Below are 23309 nucleotides of genomic sequence, written 5' to 3'. Positions count from 1 at the left end.
CAGCACACCTGCATAGCCACTTGCCTGCCTATTCCGCGCACCGCCGCAGCGCACCGCCGCAGCGAACCGTAGGAGCGCACCCGGGCGCGACAGGGACTTGCCGATAGCGTGATCACGATCGATAAGGCCTGTCGCGCCCGGGTGCGCTCCTACGGGGTCCTTGGTGGGTGGCACAAAAAAGCCCCGGCACTGCCGGGGCTTTTGGTTTGCAACAAACGCCTTGGCTTAGCGATCCGGACGATGCGTACCCGAGTCGTTCTGTGCGGTCAGGTATTCCTTGGACTGTTCGTCCAGCTTGTCGCCCAGCATGCGCCGCACCACCACGAAGAACAGCGGGATGAAGATCACGCCGAGCACGGTGGCGAACACCATGCCGCCGATCACGCCGGTACCGATGGAGTGACGCGAGTTGGCGCCGGCACCGGTGGAAATCGCCAGCGGCAACACACCCAGGATGAAGGCGAACGAGGTCATCAGGATCGGGCGGAAGCGCAGGTGCGCCGCCTCCAGCGTCGCCTCGCGCAGGGTCTTGCCCGCCGCACGCTGCTCCACCGCAAATTCCACGATCAGGATCGCGTTCTTCGCCGCCAGGCCGATCACCGTGATCATGCCGATCTTGAAGTACAGATCGTTCGGCAGGCCACGCAGCATCGAGAACACGATCGCACCCAGCACGCCGATCGGCACCACCATCAGCACCGCCACCGGAATCGACCAGCTCTCGTAGAGCGCGGCCAGGCACAGGAACACCACCACCACCGACAACGCCAGCAGCAGCGTCGCCGCGTTACCGGCAATGATTTCCTGATACGACATGCCGCTCCAGTCGAAGCCGAAGCCTGGCGGCAGATCGTTGTTGACGATCTCTTCCATCGCCGTCATCGCCTGGCCGGAGCTACCGCCCGGGGCAGGGTTGCCGACGATGTTCACCGCCGAATAGCCGTTGTAGCGATTCAGCGCCGGCGAGGCGTAGGTCCATTCGGCTTTGACCACATTGCTCAGCGGAATCATGCCGGGCTGCCCGTCCGCACCGGTGGCGGTGCTGCTGGGAGTGAAGAAGTTGCGCAACGACTCGGGGCCGGTACGGAACTGGTCGTCGGCACGGATGTTGACGCGCTTGATGCGGCCTTCGGAGAAGTAATCGTTGACATAGACCGGCGCCAGCATCAGCTGGATCGAGCTGTAGATGTCGCTGACTTCCAGGCCCATCGACTGCGCCTGCACGCGGTCCACATGCAACTGCAGCTGCGGCGAATTTTCCAGGCCGTTCGGGCGCACGCCCACCATGGTGTCGGCCTTTTGCGCCGCCTTGCCCAGCACGATGTTGCGCGCCTGGGTCAATGCTTCCTGGCCTGCGCCGGAACGGTCCTGCAGCCACATGTCGAAGCCGCCGAACTGGCCAAGGCCCTGCACGGTAGGCAGGTTGACCACGAAGATCTGCGCGCCCTTGATGCCGTAGAAGGCACCGTTGAGTTGCTGGATCAACTGCTCGGCAGTGACGTCGCGGTCTTCCCATGGCTTGAGCCGGATGAAGCCCATGCCGACGTTTTCGCCCGAGCCCAGGAAGCTGAAGCCGGCGATCTGCAGCATGCCTTCCACCGCCGGCTGCTTTTCCAGCACCGCACGCATCTGCGCAAACGTTTCGTTGGTACGGATCTTGGTGGCGCCCGGCGGCAGCTGCACGATGGCCACCGCAAACCCCTGGTCTTCTTCCGGCAGGAAGCTGCCCGGCATGCGGGTAAACAGGAAGCCGCACAGCACCACCAGCACCACGAACACGATCATCCACGGCGGCGAGCGCTTCAGCGTGTGCCCCACCACGCCGACATAGCGATGGGCCAGCTTGTCGTAGTACTTGTCGAAGGTGCGGTAGACCCAGTTCTTCTTGTCCGAATGGGTGGGCTTGAGGAAGCTGGCGCACAACGCCGGGGTGAAGGTCAGCGCCAGGAACGCGGAGAAGCCCATCGACATGGCGATGGTCAGCGCGAACTGCTTGTAGATCGCACCGGAGGCACCGGGCTGCAGCGAGGAGGGGATGAACACCGCCGCCAGCACCACGGTGATGGCCACCACCGCACCGGTGATCTGGGTCATCGCCTTCTGCGTGGCGGCCTTCGGCTCCAGATGTTCCTCGCTCATGATGCGCTCGACGTTCTCGATCACCACGATCGCGTCGTCCACCACGATGCCGATCGCCAGCACCATCGCAAACAGCGTCAGCTGGTTGATGGTGAAGCCGATGGCGTACATGCCGAAGAACGTGCCCAGCAGCGCCACCGGAATCACCAGGGTCGGGATGACCGTGGCGCGGAAGTTCTGCAGGAACAGCAACATCACCAGGAACACCAGCACGATGGCTTCCACCAGCGTGTGCACCACTTCCTCGATGGAGATGCGCACGAAGGTGGTCGACTCGTACGGTGCAAACCAGGTCACGCCCTGCGGGAAGGTGGGCTGCAGCTCGTCGAGCTTGGCCCCGACCGCCTCGGACACGTTCAGTGCGTTGGCGCCCGGCAGCAGCTGGATGCCGAAGGCACCGGTGGGCTTGCCGTTGTACTGGGTGTCGAAGCCGTAGTTGCTCGGCCCCACGGTGACGCGCGCCACATCCTTCAGGCGCACGGTGGCACCGTTGTTGTCGGTGCGCAGGATGATGTTCTCGAACTCTTCCGGCGAGCTGAAGCGGCCTTCCGCCGACACCGTGGCGGTGAAACTGATGCCGTCCGGCGTGGGGTCGGCACCGACCGAGCCGGCCGCGAACTGCACGTTCTGGTTGCGCACCGCGGTCAGCACCTGGGTGGCCGACAGGTTGTAGCCCTGCAGTTTTTCCGGGTTCAACCAGATGTTCATCGCGTACTCGGCGCCGAACTGGTTGGTGCTGCCGACGCCGGGCACGCGCGAGATCTGCTCGAGCACGCGCGAGCCGACGATGTCGTTGAGCGCGTCGCGGTTGATCGACGGGTTGTCCGAACGCAGCGCGGCCACCATCAGGAAGCCGGCGTTGGCCTTGGCCACCACCACACCCTGCTGGGTGACTTCCGAGGGCAGGCGCGGCGTGGCCAGCGACACCTTGTTCTGCACCTGCACCTGCGCGATATCTGCGTCGGTGCCGGTTTCGAAGGTCAGCGTGATGGTCACGCGGCCGTTGGAGGCCGACGAGGAGTTGAAGTACAGCAGGTGGTCGATACCGGTGAGCTGCTGCTCGATGACCTGGGTCACCGCCTTTTCGGCGGTATCGGCACTGGCGCCGGGGAAGTTGGCGGTGACGGTGACCTGCGGCGGGGCGATCGTCGGGTACGACTCGATACCCAGATTCAGGATCGAGATCACGCCGGCAAGCGAGATCAGGATCGCCACCACCCAGGCAAAGATCGGGTGTTCGATAAAAAACTTAGGCATGTCCGGGTTCCGTCACTGCTGCTTGGACTGGGAGTCGGCCGGCTGCGCCGCCGCATCCTGCTTGGGCTGCTCCTGCGCTGCCGGTGCTGCGGCATCGGCAGCGTTGGCAGCCGGTGCGGCCTTGGCATCGCCGGCCTGGCCTGCGGCGGGCGCCGCGCCAGCTGCACCGGGCTGACCCGGCTGGGCGCCGGCGGCCGGCTTGTTCGGATCCCACGGCACGCCCTTGGCGGGCTGACCTTCCTTGGCCTTCTGCACGCCATCGACGATGACCTGGTCGCCCGGGGTGACGCCGCCGGTCACGATCCACTGGCCCTTCTGCTGGCCGTCGACGGTGAGGTTCTTGCGCACCACCTTGCCGTCCTTGCCCAGCACCAGCGCATAGGCGCCGGTGGCATCGCGCTGCAGCGCCTGCTGCGGCAGCAGGTAGGCGTTGTTGCGCTGGCCCAGGCTGGCCTTGAAGGTCACGAACGCGCCCGGCAGCAGCGCCAGTTCCGGGTTGGGCAGGGTCGCGCGCAGCGACACCGCGCCGGTGCTCGGGTCCACCGTCACCGCCGACACGTCCAGCGTACCGGGGTGCGGGTACAGGGTGCCGTTGCCCAGCTCCACGTTGATGGCGGACTTGCCGTCGCCGCTGAGCTGCACGTTGCCGCTGCTCTGCGCCTGGCGCAGCGCGGCGAGTTCTTCGCTACTCATCGCAAAATTGACGTACAACGGGTCGATCTGGTCCACCGTAGTCAGCAGGGTCGCTTCGCCGGAGCCGACCAGCGCGCCTTCGGTCACCCGCTGGATGCCGGCGCGGCCGGTGATCGGCGAGGTGACGCTGGCGAAGCTGAGCTGGATCCGGGCGGCCTGGACCGCGCCGCGCGCCTGCTGCACGCTAGCGCCGGAAGAGCGCTCGGTGGCTTCGGCGTTATCGATGTCGGCACGCGAGACGTACTGCTGCGGCGCCAGGCTGCGCGCGCGCTTGGCGGCGATCTGGGCGTTGGCGTAGGTCGCCTCGGCGGCGGCCAGCTGGCCCTGGGCCTGCAGCAACGAGGCACGCAGCGGCATGGGATCGATCTCGAACAGCGGCTGGCCTTCCTTGACGTCGGTGCCTTCGGTGTACAGGCGCTTGAGCAGCACCCCGTCCACGCGGGCACGCACGTCGGCCGAGCGGAACGCCGACAGGCGGCCCACCAGGTCGCGTTCCAGCGGCAGCGTCTGCGGTTTCATTTCCAGCACCGACACTTCCGGCGGCGGGGGCGCCTGCTGTTGTTCGGGCTTGCTGCAGGCAGCGAGCGCCACGGTGATGGCCAAGGCCAGGCCGAAGGTGCGGAGCGGGGCAATCATCAGGAGGAACTCCGTTAGGGTCTTGAAGAGAGAAGAGCAAGCGGGGCCGGCGCAGGCGCGGCATTGGCCGCGGCAAACGCCCGCAAAAAGGTCTCGACGGCGAACTGCGCCCACTGCTGCCTGGCGGCAAGGCCGGCGCGGTGGGGTACCTGGAAGCGTTGGCGATCGAAATCCAGGCCGACGATCATGCTGAGCAGCAGTTCGGCCATGAAGTGCGGATCGTCATGGCGCAGCTGGCCGGCGGCCATCGCTTGCTCGAAGCGATGCGCCAGGCGTTGCTGCATGCCGACGACGCCCTCATGGAAGATCTGTTGCGACTGATCCGGGAACCGGTGCGACTCGGCCTCCACCAAACGACAGGTCTGTAACACATCCGGGCTGTTGAGGCGGTCAAGATGGGCCAGTGCAAAGGCCAGCAGATCCTCGCGTAGATCGCCGGACACTGCGCCCAGCGGCACCGTCGCCAGGTGCACGTGGTCCTGAAGGACATCGCGCAGCAGATTTTCTTTACATCCGTAATAACTGTAGAGCGTCTGCTTGGAACAACCGGCGCGTTCGGCCACCGCGTCCATGCTCAGCCGCATTCCGCGCTCGGCAAGCAAGGTATGCACGGCAGCATGGATGCGGCGATCGCAATCCGAACGCCGGGCAGCACGGGGGGAACGAGGGGTCATGGCGGTAGACTATACCGTCCAGTTTAGTTTTTAAACAGCCTTGACGATCGCAGTTTGGTCTGCACAACGCCTTGTGTGCCAAGCATTGGGCCGGACTTTGCCGGATCTGGCGATCCAGCGACCCGTCAACCGGCCAAGCGTGTGGGAACTACAGAGCCATAATGCTTTGGCGCCGCTGTCGCGCCTGCTGGAGGCTCGGCATTTGCGCTATGCAGCAAGGCGTTGTCACGGTGCATCGGTACAATTCAGGTTTTCCACCGAGCATCCCAGCTCTCTCATGACAGCCAAGAAAGCCGCTTCGAAATCGTCCACGACGTCGGTCAAACCGGTCGCCGAACGTGCCGTCCCCGTGCTCGCCACCGAACCGCAGGCGGTCACCCTGGAGCCGGTGTTTGCCGCGTTGCGCAAGCGCTACCCGGCCGCCCGCCAGGCCGAAGTGCAGGCGTTCGCCGCCGACTTCTACCGGCGGATGGAAGAGGACGAGTTCCCGAACCATCCGCCGGAGCAGTGGGCGGCGCTGGCGGCCGACATGCTGGAATTTGCGCGCGTGCGCAAGGCCGGTACGGTCAATGTACGGGTGTTCAACCCCACCCTGAAGAGCCACGGCTACGAGTCGCCGCACACGCTGCTGCAGATCGTCAACGACGACATGCCGTTCCTGGTGGATTCGGTGAGCATGACCTTGTCGGACCTGGGCATCGGCGTGCATGTGCTCGGCCATCCGGTGCTGCGCATCGCGCGCGACAAGGCCGGCAAGCTGACCGCCGTGGGCGAGGGCAAGAGCGAGTCGCTGATGGTGCTGGAGATCGACCGTCAGCCCGCCGATGAGATGGCCAAGGTGGAAGCGGCGGTGCGCAAGGTGCTGGGCGAAGTGCGCGCCATCGTGCACGACTGGGCATCGATGCGCGAAAAGATGGTGATGCTGGCCGACGACCTGGCCACCCGCCGCCTGCCGATTGACGACATCAGCCGTCACGAAGCGCAGGAGTTCCTGCGCTGGGCCGCTGCCGACCATTTCACCTTCTTCGGCTACCGCGAATACCGCGTGGAAAAGCAGGATGGCCAGGACGTGCTGGCACCGGTGGAAGAAACCGGCCTGGGCCTGATGCGCGGCCACGACACCTCGCCGGCACGCCCGGTCACCACGCTGGCGGCGCACGGCCTGAACGCCTCGTCCAAGCTCAAGGACGCGTTGATCCTGACCAAGACCAATGCGCGCTCGCGCGTGCACCGTGTTGGCTACATGGATTACATCGGCATCCTGGAATTCGACGCCAAGGGCCGCATCGTCGGCGAGCAGCGTTTCCTGGGCCTGTTCACCTCCAGCGCCTACAACCGCCGGCCGTGGGAAATCCCGCTGGTGCGCCAGCGCCACGAATATGTGATGAGCAAGTCCGGGCTGACCCCGAGCAGCCATAGCGGCAAGGCGCTGCGGCACATCCTTGAGACGCTGCCGCGCGAGGAGCTGTTCCAGTCCAACGAGGAAGAGCTGTATCGCACCGCGATCGGCATTCTCGGCCTGCAGGAGCGCGTGCGCAGCCGCATGTTCCTGCGCCGCGACAAGTACAGCCGCTTCATCTCGGCGCTGGTGTACATCCCGCGCGAGCGTTTCAACACCGATGTGCGCCTGCGCATCGAGGCGCTGCTCAAAGACGCCTTGCACGGCGAATACATCGACTCGTCGGTGGTGCTGGGCGAGTCGCCGCTGGCGCAGCTGCATCTGATCGTGCGGCCCAAGAGCGGCGAAGCGCTGGAATTCAATACCACCGAACTCGAATCGCGGCTGGCGCATCTGCTGCGCAACTGGCGCGACGCCTTGCGCGAGGCGCTGGTGGCGCGGCATGGCGAAGCGAATGGCCTGCGCATGGCGGCCAATTTCGGCCGCGCGTTGCCGGCCGGCTATATCGAAGATTCCTCGATCGAATCGGCGGTGTCCGACGTCGAACATCTGGCAACCCTGGATGGCCCGGACGATCTGCATCTGAGCCTGCAGGAAATCCGCCGCGATGACGGTATGCGGCTGGATGCCGGCGAAGGCCTGCGTTTGAAGCTGTATCGCCAGCTCGACGACATCCCGTTGTCCGATGCGATGCCGATGATGGAAAACATGGGCCTGCGCGTGATCTCCGAGCGGCCGTATCGGCTGCAGGTGGGCGAGACGCCGGTGTATATCCAGGATTTCGAGGTCGAATCGACCGCCGGCAAGATCAATGCAGCCAGCGCCGATGCCAGCTTCGGCGAAGCGTTCGAGCGGATCTGGAATGGCGACGCTGAGAACGACGGCTTCAACCGCCTGATCCTGGCCGCCGGCCTGCACTGGCGCCAGGTCGCGCTGCTGCGCGGTTACTGCAAGTACCTGCTGCAGACCGCAGTGCCGTTCTCGCAGGCCTATGTGGAGGCCACGTTCACCCGCTATCCGTTGCTGGCACGCCTGCTGGTGGAGCTGTTCGAAGCGCGCTTCGACCCGTCCACCGGCTCGGAAACCAAGGCGCAGATCTTCGCCGGCCAGGAGCGCCTGCGCGAAGAACTGTCCGCACTGGCAGGCAGCGACGAAGCCACGCTCAAGGCACTGGAGCCGGTGCTGGAAGCACGCGGCAGCGACCGCGCCGCGCAGCAGGAGGCCACCCGCGCCACCTTGCTCAAGCTGATGGACCGCGTGTCCAGCCTGGACGAAGACCGCATCCTGCGCAGCTTCATCGACGTGATCGATGCGACCTTGCGCACCAACTATTACCAGACCGACAAATACGGCAAACACGGCCATTGCATCAGCTTCAAGCTGGATTCGGCACTGGTGCCGGACCTGCCCAAGCCGCGCCCGTACCGCGAGATTTTCGTCTACGGCCCGCGCGTGGAAGGTGTGCACCTGCGCTTTGGAGCGGTCGCGCGTGGCGGCCTGCGCTGGTCGGACCGTCGCGAGGATTTCCGCACCGAGGTGCTGGGCCTGGTCAAGGCGCAGATGGTCAAGAACACGGTCATCGTGCCGGTCGGCGCCAAGGGCGGTTTCTACGTCAAGCGCTCGCCGGTGGGTGGCGACCGCGATGCGATCCAGGCCGAAGGCATCGCCTGCTACAAGCTGTTCATCCAGGGCCTGCTCGACATCACCGACAACATCGTCGGCGGCAAGCTCGTGCCGCCGCCGCAGGTGGTGCGCCACGATCAGGACGACCCGTATCTGGTGGTTGCCGCCGACAAGGGCACTGCCACGTTCTCCGACATCGCCAACGGGCTGGCGCTGGATCACGGCTTCTGGCTCGGCGATGCGTTCGCCTCCGGCGGCTCGGTGGGCTACGACCACAAGGGCATGGGCATCACCGCGCGCGGCGCGTGGGAATCGGTCAAGCGCCACTTCCGCGCGATGGGGCGCGATTGCCAGAGCCAGGATTTCAGCGTGGTCGGCATCGGCGACATGTCCGGCGACGTGTTCGGCAACGGCATGCTGCTCTCAAGGCATATCCGCCTGCTGGCCGCGTTCGATCATCGGCATATCTTCCTGGACCCGGCGCCGGATCCGGCCGCCTCGTTTGCCGAGCGCGAGCGCCTGTTCAAGCTGCCGCGTTCCAGCTGGGCCGACTACGAGGCTAAGCTGATCAGCGCCGGTGGCGGCATCTATCCGCGCACGCTCAAATCCATCGACATCAGCGCGCCGGTGCGCGAGGTGCTGGGCCTGGAATCCAGCGTCAAGCAGCTCTCGCCCAACGAGCTGATGAACGCCATCCTCAAGGCGCCGGTGGACCTGTTCTGGAACGGCGGCATCGGCACCTATGTCAAGGCGTCCAGCGAGTCGCATACCGATGTGGGCGACCGCGCCAACAACGGCCTGCGCGTCAATGGCGGCGAATTGCGCTGCAAGGTGGTGGGCGAGGGCGGCAACCTGGGCCTGACCCAGCTCGGCCGTATCGAGGCCGCGCAGACTGGCGTGCTGCTCAATACCGACTTCATCGACAACTCGGCCGGCGTGGACACCTCCGATCACGAGGTGAACATCAAGATCCTGCTCAACGACATGGTGCAGGCCAAGAAGCTCACCTACGACGCGCGCAATACGCTGCTCGCCTCGATGACCGACGAAGTGGCCGACCTGGTGTTGTGGGACAACTACCGCCAGAACCAGGCGATCAGCCTGATGGAGCGCATGAGCGTCAAGCGCCTGGGTTCCAAGCAGCACTTCATCCGCACGCTGGAACTGCAGGGCCTGCTGGACCGCCAGATCGAGTTCCTGCCGTCCGATGCCGAACTCTCCGCACGCAAGGCGCGCGGGCAGGGCCTGACCCGGCCGGAGCTGTCGGTGCTGTTGTCGTACTCCAAGTTGGTGGCGTTCCAGCAGCTGCTGGAATCGGATATTCCCGAAGACCCGTACCTGTCCAAGGAATTGCAGCGCTACTTCCCGCAGCCGCTGCAGAAGAAGTACGCCGATGCGATGGAGCGCCATCGCCTCAAGCGCGAGATCATCGCCACTGCGGTCACCAACACCACCATCAACCGCATGGGCGCCACCTTCCTGATGCGCATGCAGGAAGACACCGGTCGCAGCATCGGCGAGGTCGCCAAGGCCTACACCATCAGCCGCGAAACGCTGGATGCGCGCGCGCTGTGGACGCAGATCGATGCGCTGGACGGCAAGGTGCCCGAGTCGGTGCAGATCGATGCACTGGAAGTGATCTGGCGCCTGCAACGCTCGTTCGTGCGTTGGTTGTTGCTGCGTCCGGGCCAGATGCCGGGCATCACTGCGGCGGTGGAGCGTTATCACGGCCCGTTCAACGATATCCGCGTGGCCTCGGGCGTGTTGTCGGATGCGCAGCGTCCGCAGTACGAAGGCAGCGTGAGGGAGTGGCAGGACAAGGGCCTGCCGCCGCAACTGGCGCAGCAACTGTGCGAGTTGCGTTATCTGGAACCGGCCTTCGACATCATCGAAACAGCACGCACCCGCAAGCTCAAGCCGGTGGAAGTGTCCAAGGTGCATTTCCGCCTGGGCGATGCGCTGCGGCTGCCGTGGTTGTTCGAGCAGATCGACGCGCTGGAGGTCAACGGCCGCTGGCATGCAGTGGCACGTGGCGTGCTGCGTGACGAACTGGCCGCGCATCAGCGTGCGCTGGTGGGCCAGGTGCTGACCATGTCCGGCAGCAGTGCCGAGGACAAGGTGGCCAACTGGCTGGCGCGCGACGATTCCAGCCTGCGCTTCACCCTGGCCATGCTCGCCGACGTGGCCGAGCAGAAGACGCTGGACTATCCGACCGTCTCGGTGGCGGTGCAGCGGCTGGGCCAGTTGGCCGCGCACGGGGTGTGATTGCGTGCCGCGACGCGACGGTGGAGCGCTCGCTCTACCGTCGCGTTGTCGGTCAGCATGAGGTTGTTGCCTGTGACGCAAAAGGCCGCCCGAGGGCGGCCTTTTGCGTCATTGCATGCGGACTGGTGCGGGTCATGAGTCGTGCAGCGCTGCGCGTGCACGGCCGATGCCGCAGGCGCGCAGCGCTGGCCATCGAGACCGGCGCTGCTTCAAAGTCGCTCAGGCCGCCGGTTGATAACGCTCTGCGGCATTGGCCTGCCGGATGTCCGACAACAACCCCTGGCGCGCGCCATCCAGTGCGTCCCAGCGTTCGGCCACGTGCAACGGCGGAATGGTGACCAGTTCGCGGCGATCGAAGCCGACCAGCGCGGCATCGACCAGTTCGCCAACGTCCATCAAGTCGCTGAGCGTGTTGATGTCGATACCGGCGCGCTCCCAGATCTCGGTGCGGGTGCCGGCCGGCAGGACAGCCTGTACGTACACGCCCTTGGCTCCAAGCTCCACGTGCAGGCCCTGCGACAGGAACAGCACGAAGGCCTTGGTGGCGCCATAGACGCTCATGCCGAATTCGGGCGCCAGCCCCACGACCGATCCGAGGTTGACGATGGCGCCGCTGCCGGATTGCGCAAAGCGCGGCGCAACGGCGGCGGAAAGGCGTGTCAACGCGGTGATGTTGAGTGCGATCAGGCGATCGATCGCCGTAGCGTCCTGCTGCACGATGCCGCCCGATTGCGCGATGCCGGCGTTGTTGACCAGGATCCCGATCAGCGCATCGTCGCGCAGGCGGGTTTCCACGGCAGTCAGGTCGGCGGGCTGGGTCAGGTCGGCCTGCAGCACATCGACGCTGACGCGGTGGCTGTCGCGCAGGCGCGCTGCCAGGGTGTCCAGGCGCTGCTTGTCGCGAGCGACCAGCACGAGGTTGTGGCCGCGTTGGGCGAAGCGCTCGGCATAGACCGCACCGATACCGGTGGAGGCGCCAGTGATGAGGACAGCGGGAAGTGTGGGCATGGAAGTTCCTTGCGGTTGGCCAGGGGCAGGTTGCCCATGGCGTGGGATCGAATGGCCGAACGTGGCGCCGTGGCAACGCGTGGAAGAAGCGCATCAAAGATTACGACCAAAATCTAAGATGTCAATGCTTTGATGATAGGTGACATCAAAGTATGCTGGAGCTCTCCCCAGCCCGAACACCCCACGGAGGGTCCAACGATGAAAGTGACCAAGGCACAGGCGCAGGCCAATCGCGCGCACGTCGTCGAAACAGCCTCGTTGCTGTTTCGCGAGCGCGGTTATGAAGGGATCGGCATCGCCGACTTGATGGCCGCTGCCGGGTTCACCCACGGTGGGTTCTACAAGCAGTTCCGCTCCAAGGCGGATCTGATGGCCGAGTCGGCCGCCTGCGGTCTGGCCAACATCGCCGCGCAGTCCGAGCACGTGGACAAGCCCGATTTCGTGAACTTCTATCTGTCGCGCGGGCATCGCGACAGCCCTGCCACCGGTTGCACGATGGCTGCGCTGGGCGCCGACGCCGCACGTCAGCCACAGGAAGTGCGCGAAGCGTTTGCTGTGGGGGTCGAAAACCTGTTGGCTGCGCTCGACCGCAGCGGCGCTGCGCCCGGCACTGCCGAGGCGACGCAGGAGCGCGCCAGCAACCTGGACATGATGGCGCACGCCATCGGCGCCATCGTGCTGTCGCGGTCGTGCCCGGACGATTCGCCACTGGCCGACGAAATCATTGCGGTGTGCCGCGACCGGGTGCTGTCGTCGTTGCAACCGTCCAACTAGCCGAGAGCGATCCATCAGCGCGCCGCGTATCGCGGGTTTGGCCGGTAAGGAGCGTTTGAGCAATACACACATGCCTGACACGCCACGTAACGCGAGAGCGTTCGTGCAGATCCCTCGGGAGCGTCATCTGCCTAGCGCGCCGCCGCTGCATCGCGAACCTGCAAACACGCAAACGACCCTGGCAAGCGTTGCAGGCGATCGACACCGTCCATTTCAGGCCGACGCGGGCACGCCTGCTGCCGCAACAACTCAAGAAGCCTTGCACCGCAATCGCCGCTGGATTCCGCACCGCTCAGCCATCTCACTCAGCCGCAGCGCGACGCCAACCGGTCACTCACCGCTATCAGGGGCGCCGTGATCGGCGGCCTTCATCCAGACAGGAGAAGACAATGACCTTCACTGCATTGCTCGCCACGCAAACCAACGACATCGTCGTGACCAAGCGCGTGCAGTTCGACGACGACGACCTCATGCCAGGCGAGGTGACGATCGCCGTCGAGTACTCGACCGTCAACTACAAGGATGCCTTGGCGATCACCGGACGTGGCCCGATCATTCGCCGCTTTCCGCTGATTCCCGGTATCGATCTTGCCGGTGTGGTCGAAGCGTCCAGCTACCCCGGGATTGCGACGGGAGACCGGGTACTGGTCAATGGTTGGGGCCTGAGCCAGACCCATCACGGCGGCTATGCGCAAAAGGCGCGGCTGCCCGGCGACTGGCTGATCAAGATTCCAGCGGCGTTCTCCACCCACGATGTGATGGCGATCGGCACGGCCGGCTATACCGCCATGCTGGCGGTGATGGCGCTGGAGCACGGCGGGCTGACGCCCGAACGCGGCGACATCCTGGTCACCGGCGCAAATGGCGGCGCCGGTTCGGTGGCCATCGCCTTGCTGGCAGGGTTGGGGTATCGCGTGGTCGCTTCCACCGGCCGGCCGGAACAGGCCGCATATCTGCACAGCCTGGGCGCTGCCGAGGTCATCGACCGCAGCACTCTGTCCGAACCCGGCGCGCCGATCAGCAAGGAGCGCTGGGCAGGCGTGGTGGATGGGGTGGGCAGCCACACGCTGGCCAATGCGCTTGCGCAGACGCAGTACCGCGGCGTGGTGACCTCGTTCGGCATGGCACAAGGCGTTCAATTGCCCGCCTCGGTGCTGCCTTTCATCCTGCGCAATGTCACGCTGGCCGGCATCGATTCGGTCAACGCGCCGCAGGCGGTACGCCTGCAGGCGTGGTCGCGTCTGGCGCACGACCTGGAGCTGGGCAAGCTGGCATTGACCACCACTACCATCGCTCTGGCGGAGGTGGCGCAGACTGCCGCCCAGCTGCTGGACGGCAAGGTGCAGGGGCGCACGGTCGTGGATGTGAACGCATGAGCGCGCCAACTGCATCGCGTGCATTCCGCTACCTGGCCACGCTGTCGGCACTGTTGTTTTTTGCATTGGGCGCGGCCTGGCTGCTGGCGCCTGCAAGCATGCTCGCCAACTGGGGCGTCGCCTTCGACAGCGATGCGCTGGGCGTGGTCGGCCGACGCGCCGCGCCGATGTATGCGGCCATCGGCGTGATGCTGTTGCTGGTGCGCGCTGCGCCGCCATCGCCGGGGCGCAGCGCGGTGATTGCCGGCTTTGCCACCGCGTGCCTGTTGCTGGCAGTGTTGGGCGTGTCGGAATGGGCGGCCGGGCATGTCAACGCCGGTATCTTCCCGGCGGTTGCCATCGAAATCGCGTTTCCGCTGGCGTTTTTGCTGGTGACGCGTGCCGAAGCGGCGCAGCGACGCGCCAACCACGCGCGTTGATCGAGGCATGACGGCACCCGGTGGGTACCGTCATGCAATCGATGGGCATGCGCAGGTGCCATGGGTGGCTGACCCACTGTGCTGGGCACCTGGCAATCCAGGATGCTGGCGGAGTGCAGCAGCTGCGGAGGACGCGCGAAGGCCGGCTGACGGCACTGCAGCCCGCCGTTTACGCAACAGCTGTGTCAGCCACGCGAAGCCCGGTGTCCGCTCATTTCCTGCCCGGCGTTCTTGTCGAAGCGCACATGCCACCAGGTGGCGCTGAGCGAAATCAGGCTGACCACGCAGAACGCGAGCGAAAAATCGCGTTGCGCCGGTTGGGTGTGATCGCCGGCCAGCATCGCCAGCTTGAGGATCATCGCGCCGGCGCACACGCCCACCGACAGCATCAGTTGCTGCAAGGTGGTGTACAGGCTGCTGGCGCGGCTCATGCGCGCGCCGGGCACGTTTTCGTAGGCGATGGTGTTGTAGGCGGCGAACTGGAACGACATGAAGGCGCCGCAGCACAGCAGCAGGCCGAACATCAGCGCCGGCGGCCAGTCGGGCCGGAACAGCGCACACACCATGTAGCCCAGGCTGGCCAGGATGCCGTTGCCGATCAGGCTGTTGCGGTAGCCGAACCGGCGCAGCAATTGCGGAGTGACGCTGCGCATCAGCAACGCGCCGAGTGCGGTGGCCAGAATCAGCCGCCCGCTGTGTGCGGCGCTGAACCCGAAGCTGATCTGGAACAGCAACGGCAGCAGGAACGGGTGCGCCCCCTGGGTGATGCGCATCAGCGCACCGCCGATCACCGACAGCCGGAACGAGTCGATGCGCAGCAGGGTCAGATCCAGCAGCGGCGCCGGGTGGTGACGCGCATGCCACAGATAACCCACGGACGCGGCGGCGCCGATGGCCAGCAACCAGCTTGCCATGCCGATGCCGTCCTGCTGGCTGACCATTTCCAGGCCGAACAGCAGGCAGCCCAGCGCCGTGCCGCACAGCACGAAACCACGCAGGTCGAAACGTGCCGGCGCGGTTTCGGTGGGAATTTCCGGGATGAAACGGCGTACCAGCAAAAAGCCGGCAATGCCGATCGGCACGTTGATGTAGAAGATCCAGCGCCAATCCAGATACGACACGAAAAAGCCACCCAGCGGCGGGCCCAGCATCGGGCCGATGAAGGCGGGGACGAGCGTCCAGGCCATCGCCGACACCAGATGGCGGCGCTCCACGGTGCGCAGCAGGATCAGCCGTCCCAGCGGGGCCATCATCGCGCCGCCGGCGCCTTGCAGCACGCGTGCGGCCACCATGGTGGGCAGGCTGTCGGCCAGCGAACACAGGATCGAGCCACCCACGAACACCCAGATCGAGGCGCCGAACACGCGGCGCAGGCCGAAGCGGTCGGCGATGGCGCCGCTGGCCGGGATCAGCACCGCCAGCGCCAGCAGATAGCTGGTCATGGCGATGCTCATCGCCGGCGCGGCCACGCCGAAGTCGCGCGCCAGCGTCGGCAGCGCGGTCGCCAGCACCGTGGCGTCCATCTGCTCCATGAAGATGGCGCACGCCAGGATCAGCGAAATGATGCGGTAATCGGGATAACGCGGCGGCGTCACGCCGGCCTCGGACACGCTGGAAGACATCGGACTCTCGGTTGCCGGGCCGTGTCCACGGCACCTGACAGCGCTGGATCGGCCCGCGTCGCACGGTGTTGTGCGGCGCAACATATGCATTGTCCGCCGGTGTGGCGCGCGGTTCAAGCGCGTGTCGGCAACGCTGCGTGCGTTTGAGAGCGCGGTTGCGCGCTGGCTGGTGGGCGAGCCGCTGGGTGGCGTAGGCGCGGTGGGTCGGTCTTCAAGGGCTTGATGAAGCGCGCTGGATCGCTGGCTCGTTGTCGCCATGGTCCTGTTCTCAGCCGAAAAGGAGCTGCCAGCGTTCGTCGTGCGGCAGCGTGTACGGCGAAGCGACCGTATTGCGTGAGGGCGATGTCGGGGGACGAGGGGGACGATGGTTGAGTCGTACCCTCATCCGGCGCTACGCGCCACCTTCTCCCGTGGGAGAAGGGAAGTGATGTGCATGCCGATCGTGGCTCGCTCGCGAGCACTCACCGCCCAGCATCTTGCACCATGTAACAAGCAGCAAGTACCAAGCAGCAAGTACTACGTACCACGCAATATGCAGCTTGAAGCGCTGGATCAGCGCTGCGCGCTCCGGCTGTCCCAGGCGTCCTTGATCTCCAGGATGCGTGGCAGGGCATTGCGGAAGTGCTGCACCAGGCGCGGTTCCAGTTGCTTGCCCGACATGCTTTCGAGCTTGCGCATTGCGTCTTCTACCGTCCACGGCGCCTTGTATGCGCGCCGTCCGCACAGTGCGTCGAAGACATCGGCCACTGCGATGATGCGGGCCGATTCCGGAATTGCCTCGCCGGCCAGGCCGCTGGGGTAGCCGCTGCCGTCCCAGCATTCGTGGTGATGCAGCGCGATTTCGGCGGCTAGCTGGAAAACCGGTCCACGGCCGTGCCGCAGCAGGTCGTGCCCGGCCTGCGGGTGCTGCCGCACCACCGAGCGTTCGTGTTCGTCCAGTGCGTCAGGCTTGTGCAGGATGCTGCCGGGCACGGCGATCTTGCCGGCGTCGTGCAGCGGCGCGGCATCCTGCAGTGTCTGCGCCTGTTGCGGCGACCAGCCGGCGGCTTCGGCCAGCACGCGTGCATACACCGCCATGCGCCAGATATGCGCGCCGGTGTCCGCGTCCTGACCCTGGCCTGCAGTGCCCAGCAGATGGATCGCATCGCGGTATTGCTGTGCCAGGCGCGCGTTTTCGGCCAGCCTGAGCTGGGTGTTGATGCGTGCCTTGAGCAGGGCCGGCGAGTATGGCTTGCTGACGTAATCGGCCGCGCCGGCGTCCAGCCCGGCACGCTCGTCGTGTTCGCTGTTGCGCGAGGTCACGAACAGGATCGGGATGGCATTGCTGGAGGGATGTTGCTTGAGCGTGCGTGCCACCGCGTAGCCGTCCATGTCCGGTAGCTCGACGTCCAGCAGGATCAACGCAGGCGCATGCCGCGCCACCGCATCCAGCGCTTCGCCGCCGGTCTTGGCGAACACCAGCGGGAAGTCGTCACGCAACAGCTGGCGCAGGGTCGCCAGGTTGCTGGATTCGTCGTCGACACACAGCAGGGGACGGGACGGCATGGGAAGTCCTTGCCGACGGCACGCGAGATCGCCGTCAGCGTGGGTGGGTGGCCTGCCAGTCGTGCAGGGTGGCCTGGGCACGGCGGAAGTCGAAATCTTCCACGGCGCGTTGCAGTTCTTCCTGCAACGTCGGTGGCAGGTGCGGCGCACACGTCAGTAGCGCCTGGTCGATCTTGTCGGCGTCGTCGGTGGACAGGGCGGCCTCCAGGATCTGCAGGCTGCTGGCGTCCAGTGCGACATCGTCTTCGTTGGCTGCTGCAGTGGCTTGGTCGTGTTGCAGAAAGGCGCCAATCGCCTCGGCGGTGCGGCGCATGACGTCCTTGAGCGCGATCAGCGACGCGCTGATGTCGTGACCGTCTTCGATGCGCGTTTCCAGGTCACTTGCCGCCCCGGCCAGCGCCGGCAGCGCCAGCGACCCCGCCGCACCGCGCAACTTGTGCGCCATTGCGCCGATGGCCGACAACTCGTTGCGGCGCAGGTGCTCGGCCGCGACCTCGGCCGGGTCCGGATTGTCGCGCAGCAGCTTGCTCAGGTAACGCGCGTACGGCTCGCGCTCGCGCCACAGGCTGCGCGCGCGCGCAGCGTCCAGCAGCTCGGGGTCGTCGTGCTGCCACTCGGGGCCGTTAGCCAGGTCGGTTTCGTGCGGCAGCGAGGGAATGCGCTTGATCCCGGGATGCATGAAGTGACGAATGGCGGTGACCAGTTCCTCGACGTTGAATGGCTTGGCGATGAAACCGTTCATGCCTGCCTCCAGCGCTTTTTCCTGTTGCGGGCGGAACGCGCCGGCGGTCAGCGCGATCACCGGCAGGCTGGCCAGGGCAGGGATCTGCCGTAGCCGCCGGGTGGCTTCGTAGCCATCCACCACCGGCATCTGCACATCCATCAACACCAGATGGAACAGATCCGGCGCGCGCTTGAGCGTGCTGACCGCCTGCTCGCCATCGTGGGCGACGGTGACCATGGCGCCTTCGCCTTCGAGAATGCGCTGTGCCACTTCGCAGTTGATCTCGCTGTCGTCGACCAGCAACAGGTGCGTGCCTTCGAGCCGTCGGCTCACGAAGGTAGGCGTGACCGGGCGCGCGCCCGGGCGCTCGTCGACCAATTGCTCCACCAGGCGATGCAGTGCGGCGCTGGTCACCGGCTTGGTCATCACCGCGTCCAGATCCTGTTGTTCGGGATGCTGCTCCAGCAACCGCCGCTCGTAGGCGGTGACCATCACGATCACCGGATGCGGGCCAGGTGCGGCACGTGCGCGGATTTCGCGTGCGATCGCCACACCGTCGATGTCGGGCATGCGCCAGTCGAGCAGGAAGATGTCGTACGGCTCGCTAGCCTGTTCGATCGCCTGCAGCGCGGCCTGGCCGCTGGCCACTGCGTCCACGCGCCAGCCCAGGTCGGTGGTGATGCGCACCAGATTGCTGAGCGCGGCATCGTGGTCGTCGGCGATCAGCACGCGCGGCATCGCTTCCGGCGGCAGCGCAGGCAGGTCCTGCTGCGTCTTGGGTGGCGCGGCCTTTTCCAGGGTCACCACGAAATAGAACTCGCTGCCGCGGCCGGGCACGCTTTCCACTTCCAGCTCGCCGCCCATCAGTTCGATCAGGCGTCGGCTGATGGTCAGCCCCAGCCCGCTGCCGCCATAGCGCCGGCTGGTAGAGGTGTCGGCCTGCAGAAACGGCGAGAAGATCAGGCTCTGCTTTTCCTTGGAAATGCCGATGCCGGTGTCGCGCACCGAGAACAGCAGCTTGACCTTGTTCGGATCGCCGCTGGGGAAGCGTCGCACCGACAGCACCACTTCGCCCTGCTCGGTGAACTTGATCGCGTTGCCGACCAGATTGACCAGCACCTGGTTGATCCGCAGCGCATCGCCCAATAGCCAGCGGCTGTCGCGCGGCAACGGCTCGACGATCATCTCCACCGGTTTGGCGCTGAGCGAGGAGCGCATCAGGTCGGCGATGTTGTCGAACAATTGATTGAGATCGAACGGTGCGCGTTCCAGGTCGATGCGCCCGGCCTCGATCTTGGAAAAGTCCAGGATGTCGTTGATGATTTCCAGCAAGGTACGTGCGGAGCGGTCGATCTTGGTGACCATGTCCTGCGCCGCGCCAGGCAGCTCGCTACGCTGAAGCAGGTACAGCATGCCCAGGATGGCATTCATCGGCGTGCGGATTTCGTGGCTCATGTTGGCCAGGAAATCGGACTTGGACTGATTGGCGCTCTTGGCCGCATCCATCGCCAGACGCAGCTGTTGTTCGTGCATCTTCTGCTCGGTGAGATCCACCGCAACGCCGAGGTAACCGATCACCTGATCGTTGTCGTCGCGCAGCGTGCTCAAGGTCAGCAGCACCGGCAGGCGGCGACCGTCGTGACCGACATAGGTCCATTCGCTGGTGTCGCTGCGGCCCAGGCTGGTGAGGGCGGCCACCGCTTCCAGCGTGTGCGCCACCGGCACCCCGGTCTGCTCGGACAGCAGGTGCGCACGTTCCTGCAGTTCTTCCGGTTCGACGAACTGGCTGGCCTTGCGCCGGCCGATCACGTCCTCTGCGTGATAGCCGAGCAGCTTTTCTGCGGCGCGATTGAACAGCGTGACAAAACCGCTGGAATCGGTGGCGATGATGGCGTACCCGGCATGCGCCAGGATCGCGCGCTGCAGGACCGAGAACTTCACCAGTTCGCTGGTGCGCTCGGCCACCTGATGTTCGAGCGAGGCATTGAGGTCGAGGATGCGTTGATGCGAGCGCACCCGCTCGGAAATATCGCGGAAAAAATGCGAGTGCCCGCTGAGCGTGCCATCCGGTTCGATGATCGGCGCCTTGCTCGCCAGCACATGCACGTGATGGCCATCGCGGTGCCGCATGCTCTGCGCAGCCGAGGGATTGGCCGGGAACGCTTCATCGGCGTGGTCGATGCGCGGCATCGCATACGGTTGCGGCGATAGCAGCAGCGTCAGGTCCTGGTCGATCGCATCCTCGGCGGTGTAACCGAACATCGCTTCCGCGGCCGGATTCCAGTGCGTGATGCGGCCATCCGGGGTTTCGGCCACGATGGCTTCGCTGGAGTGGCTGACCAGTGCGGCCAGCTCCATCTGCTTGCGCAAGACTTCTTCGCGGCGCAGCCCGTTGCTGAAGTACAGCCCCAGCAACGCGGCAAACAAGGCGGACGCTGCCATGACCAGGCTGCCCACCAGCCACGGCGAGGTCTGATTGAGCGATGCCACAAAGCTGGCCGTGGGGTGCGCGGTGATGATCCAGGTGCGCCCATAGATGGGCAACTGTTGCACCACCGGCCGCCAGCGCGCGCTGGCGGCGGCCGGGGTGCCGCTGCGGTAGAAGTTATGCGTGGGCTCGTTGCGGTCGGACAGGTCCAGCGCTACGTCGTCGCGTTCGCCCAGCGCGCTTTGCACCATCTGCTCGACGCTGAAAGGCGCGTACACCCAGCCGTTGGTGGCGGCCATGCGCTGCTGCGGCGTTTGCAACGGCATGCCTTCGCGATACACCGGCAACACCACCAGAAAGCCGCTCTCGGTGGGAACGCGATAGCCCGACAGCGAGATCGGCGAGGTCATGATCGGCTCGCCGCTGCGCGCGGCCTGCAATGCGGCGGCGCGGCGGCGGGGTTCTGACGCGATGTCCAGGCCGATGGGACGGTTACCCGAGGACTCCGGTTCGAAGTACAGCACGATGTAGCGCTCCCCATCCCACGGTGCCAGCACGCGGCGATGGATATCCGGCGCACCGTCGGCTCGCGCGGTCTGCAGAAACGCCTCTTCATCGGCAGGCGCAACCCGATGGATATAGCCATAGCCCAGTACGCCGGGAAACTCGCGTGCGTAATCGCGCGAACGGCTGTACAGGGTGAAGCGTTCTCGACTGATCACCCCGCTGCCGGCACCGATCACCGCGCCGCGGGCGCCGCGCAAGCCGTGCTCGAAGGTGTACATGCGCTCGCTGATGTTACGCGCCAGGGCACGCACGACATACTGGAAGCGTTGCTCGCGCTCGAGCTCGTTATGCCGCTGCAGCCAGACACCGGTCACGATGGCGGCGATCAAACCTGCGGTAAGGATCAGCAGTGCGCTGATAAAGGCGCGGCGCCCGTATTTCCTGCGCAGATCCCAGCGGCCATTCGGCATTTTCGTTCCTTCGCCTTGCCTGTTGCGTGCCCAGTGTGCTGGCCGACGGCAACGTCGACCTCGTGGTACCGCCTGACGATCATCCGGCTGCGTGCAGTGTCCCCAGTCGCTGCATGCCGGCCTGTTGGGCGATCAACGTCATTTCAATGCATCAGAACGATAGCCAGATCGATAATGCGTGAAGGGCAAGGCCGATCAATCCACCGACCAAGGTCCCGTTGAAGCGAATGTATTGCAGATCGCGTCCCACACCCAATTCCAATTGTTCGACGAGGTGACGTTCGTCCCAACTTTTCACTGTCGATGCAATATGGTCGGTCACCGATGCACGCAGGCGCGTGGTGAGTTTGTCGGCTGCCTGCAGCATATGCTGGTTGAGTGCGTCACGCAGCGACGGATCCTGCGCCAAGGCCTGGCCGAGCGATTGCATGGAGCGCTCCATGTGCGCGGCCATGGACGAGTCCTCACGTGCCAGATCGTTGCGCAGCGCATCGCGGATCTCGCCCCACAGGCCCTGCACGTATTCCTGCAGCGCAGGATGTTCGATCGCACGTTGCTTGAGTTCTTCGACGCGCGCAGCCATGTCCGGCTCGTCGCGCAGGCGCGCGATGTAGCCTTGCAACCACGCTTCGTAGTCGAGCCTGATTGGATGCTCGGGCGTTTTGAGGATGTCCTGCAGTTCTTCGATGGCCGCACGCGCCATGCGGTCGGCCAGGCTGTCGCCGATCTCCTCGATCGGCTTGACCCAGTTCACCGTGCCGACCAGCTTGGGCCACTCGCGGCGCGCATACCGCACGATCAATGCAGACGCGCGCGTCTTGACCTGCTCCTGGTCCAGCCATTCGCCCAGCCGCAGCAGCACTTCGTCCAGCAACTTCTGATGGCGCCCGTCGGTGGTCAGCAAGGCCAGCACATCGCCGACAGTGGCGGCGGCATTCCATTTGCGCAGGCGATCGACCACGAAGCGCTGGATGGCGCGGCGTACCGCGGCTTCGTCCAGCAGCTCCAGCGCCTGCAACATCCAGCCGCGCGCCATCTGCGCGAGCATGCGCGCCTGCTCGGGCTTGGCCAGCCATTCGCCGAGGCGGGTGGCGGGGTCGAACACGCGCAGTTTTTCCATCAACGCAGCCGGGGCGAGGAACTGGTCGCGCACGAATACCGCCAACCCGTCGGCCAATCGTTCCTTGCCGCGCGGCAGGATGGCGGTGTGCGGGATCGGCAGCCCCATCGGGCGGCGAAACAGCGCCACCACCGCAAACCAGTCGGCCAATGCGCCGACCGTGGCCGCTTCGCAGAAGGCCGACACCCACGCCCAGATGCCTTGCTCGCCCATCAGGTGACTGACGACGAAGCCGGCGAACATCGCCAGCAGCAAGGCCACCGCCAGCAGCTTCATGCGCTGCAGCTGGGCGCGACGGGGATCGATGGGGCGGGGAGTGCCGAGACTGGGTTCCATCCGCGAAGTGTACCCAGTCGTTTGACCAGGGCATGTCCACGGCAGATGGCGCCGTCGTACACGGTTGGTGGTGGCCGATCATCCTGTGCCTGTGCCTGTGCCTGTGCCTGTGCCTGTGCCTGTGCTCCAGCTGCGCTCGCAACGGGGCGAGCACGTGTCTGTCGCCTTTGTAGGAGCGCACCCGGGCGCGAGGGGCTTTATCGGGACTGCCCCTCGCGCCCAGGTGCGCTCCTACGGGATGCGGTTGGCGGGCGGGTGCGCTCAGCCGCACAGATGTAATCGCTGCGCTTGCAA

General features: G+C 65.6%; 12 protein-coding genes. 4 read left to right on the top strand and 8 right to left on the bottom strand.

Going from position 1 to position 23309, the window contains the following annotated elements; all coding sequences use genetic code 11:
• Nucleotides 1–225: 225 nt before the first annotated feature.
• Genes FHY19_RS00700 through FHY19_RS00690 form a run of 3 tightly spaced genes read right to left on the bottom strand, consistent with a single transcriptional unit; the run spans nucleotide 226 to nucleotide 5399 of the window.
• On the bottom strand, nucleotides 226–3396 hold the full coding sequence (locus FHY19_RS00700) for a multidrug efflux RND transporter permease subunit (protein WP_259150756.1): 3171 nt from the start codon (nucleotides 3394–3396) through the stop codon (nucleotides 226–228).
• Nucleotides 3397–3408: 12 nt separating this feature from the next.
• Complete coding sequence (locus FHY19_RS00695; RefSeq protein WP_259160822.1) at nucleotides 3409–4725, bottom strand: efflux RND transporter periplasmic adaptor subunit; 1317 nt, start codon at nucleotides 4723–4725, stop codon at nucleotides 3409–3411.
• A 14-nt stretch (nucleotides 4726–4739) separates the two neighbouring features.
• Nucleotides 4740–5399 carry a TetR/AcrR family transcriptional regulator gene (locus FHY19_RS00690; protein ID WP_259150753.1) on the bottom strand — a complete coding sequence of 220 codons (660 nt, stop codon included), beginning with the start codon at nucleotides 5397–5399 and terminating at the stop codon, nucleotides 4740–4742.
• Between the two features lie 277 nt (nucleotides 5400–5676).
• On the opposite strand from FHY19_RS00690, the gene FHY19_RS00685 reads away from it, so the two are divergent.
• Nucleotides 5677–10686: an NAD-glutamate dehydrogenase domain-containing protein gene (locus FHY19_RS00685; RefSeq protein WP_259160821.1), complete on the top strand. Its 5010-nt coding sequence runs from the start codon at nucleotides 5677–5679 to the stop codon at nucleotides 10684–10686.
• Nucleotides 10687–10905: 219 nt separating this feature from the next.
• On the opposite strand, the gene FHY19_RS00680 is transcribed toward FHY19_RS00685, so the two are convergent.
• Nucleotides 10906–11694: an SDR family oxidoreductase gene (locus FHY19_RS00680; RefSeq protein ID WP_259160820.1), complete on the bottom strand. Its 789-nt coding sequence runs from the start codon at nucleotides 11692–11694 to the stop codon at nucleotides 10906–10908.
• A gap of 198 nt (nucleotides 11695–11892) precedes the next feature.
• Between FHY19_RS00680 and FHY19_RS00675 the strand changes: the two genes are divergently transcribed.
• The 3 genes from FHY19_RS00675 to FHY19_RS00665 all read left to right on the top strand — a co-directional run bounded on the left by FHY19_RS00675 (nucleotide 11893) and on the right by FHY19_RS00665 (nucleotide 14263).
• Nucleotides 11893–12468 carry a TetR/AcrR family transcriptional regulator gene (locus tag FHY19_RS00675; protein ID WP_259160819.1) on the top strand — a complete coding sequence of 192 codons (576 nt, stop codon included), beginning with the start codon at nucleotides 11893–11895 and terminating at the stop codon, nucleotides 12466–12468.
• 389 nt (nucleotides 12469–12857) lie between these two features.
• On the top strand, nucleotides 12858–13844 hold the full coding sequence (locus FHY19_RS00670; protein WP_259160818.1) for an MDR family oxidoreductase: 987 nt from the start codon (nucleotides 12858–12860) through the stop codon (nucleotides 13842–13844).
• On the top strand, nucleotides 13841–14263 hold the full coding sequence (locus FHY19_RS00665) for a hypothetical protein (RefSeq protein WP_259150748.1): 423 nt from the start codon (nucleotides 13841–13843) through the stop codon (nucleotides 14261–14263). The genes FHY19_RS00670 and FHY19_RS00665 overlap by 4 nt, the downstream gene beginning before the upstream one ends.
• Nucleotides 14264–14448: 185 nt before the next feature.
• Here the strand turns inward: FHY19_RS00665 and FHY19_RS00660 are convergent, their stop codons facing one another.
• From FHY19_RS00660 to FHY19_RS00645, 4 genes are all read right to left on the bottom strand, one after another.
• On the bottom strand, nucleotides 14449–15885 hold the full coding sequence (locus FHY19_RS00660; protein ID WP_259160817.1) for a DHA2 family efflux MFS transporter permease subunit: 1437 nt from the start codon (nucleotides 15883–15885) through the stop codon (nucleotides 14449–14451).
• A 552-nt stretch (nucleotides 15886–16437) separates the two neighbouring features.
• Nucleotides 16438–17430, bottom strand: a complete 993-nt coding sequence (locus tag FHY19_RS00655) for an HD domain-containing phosphohydrolase (protein WP_259150746.1) — start codon at nucleotides 17428–17430, stop codon at nucleotides 16438–16440.
• A gap of 34 nt (nucleotides 17431–17464) precedes the next feature.
• A complete protein-coding gene (locus tag FHY19_RS00650) occupies nucleotides 17465–21559 on the bottom strand; it encodes a CHASE domain-containing protein (RefSeq protein ID WP_259160815.1) in 4095 nt (1364 codons plus the stop codon).
• Between the two features lie 151 nt (nucleotides 21560–21710).
• On the bottom strand, nucleotides 21711–23015 hold the full coding sequence (locus FHY19_RS00645) for a DUF445 family protein (protein WP_259160813.1): 1305 nt from the start codon (nucleotides 23013–23015) through the stop codon (nucleotides 21711–21713).
• Between the last annotated feature and the right edge of the window lie 294 nt (nucleotides 23016–23309).

The sequence above is a fragment of the Xanthomonas sp. 4461 genome (assembly GCF_024806475.1).
Classification (GTDB): Bacteria; Pseudomonadota; Gammaproteobacteria; order Xanthomonadales; family Xanthomonadaceae; genus Xanthomonas; species Xanthomonas arboricola_F.
Note: the sequence above shows the minus strand (reverse complement) of the source record. Positions and strands in the feature narration are given on the sequence as shown.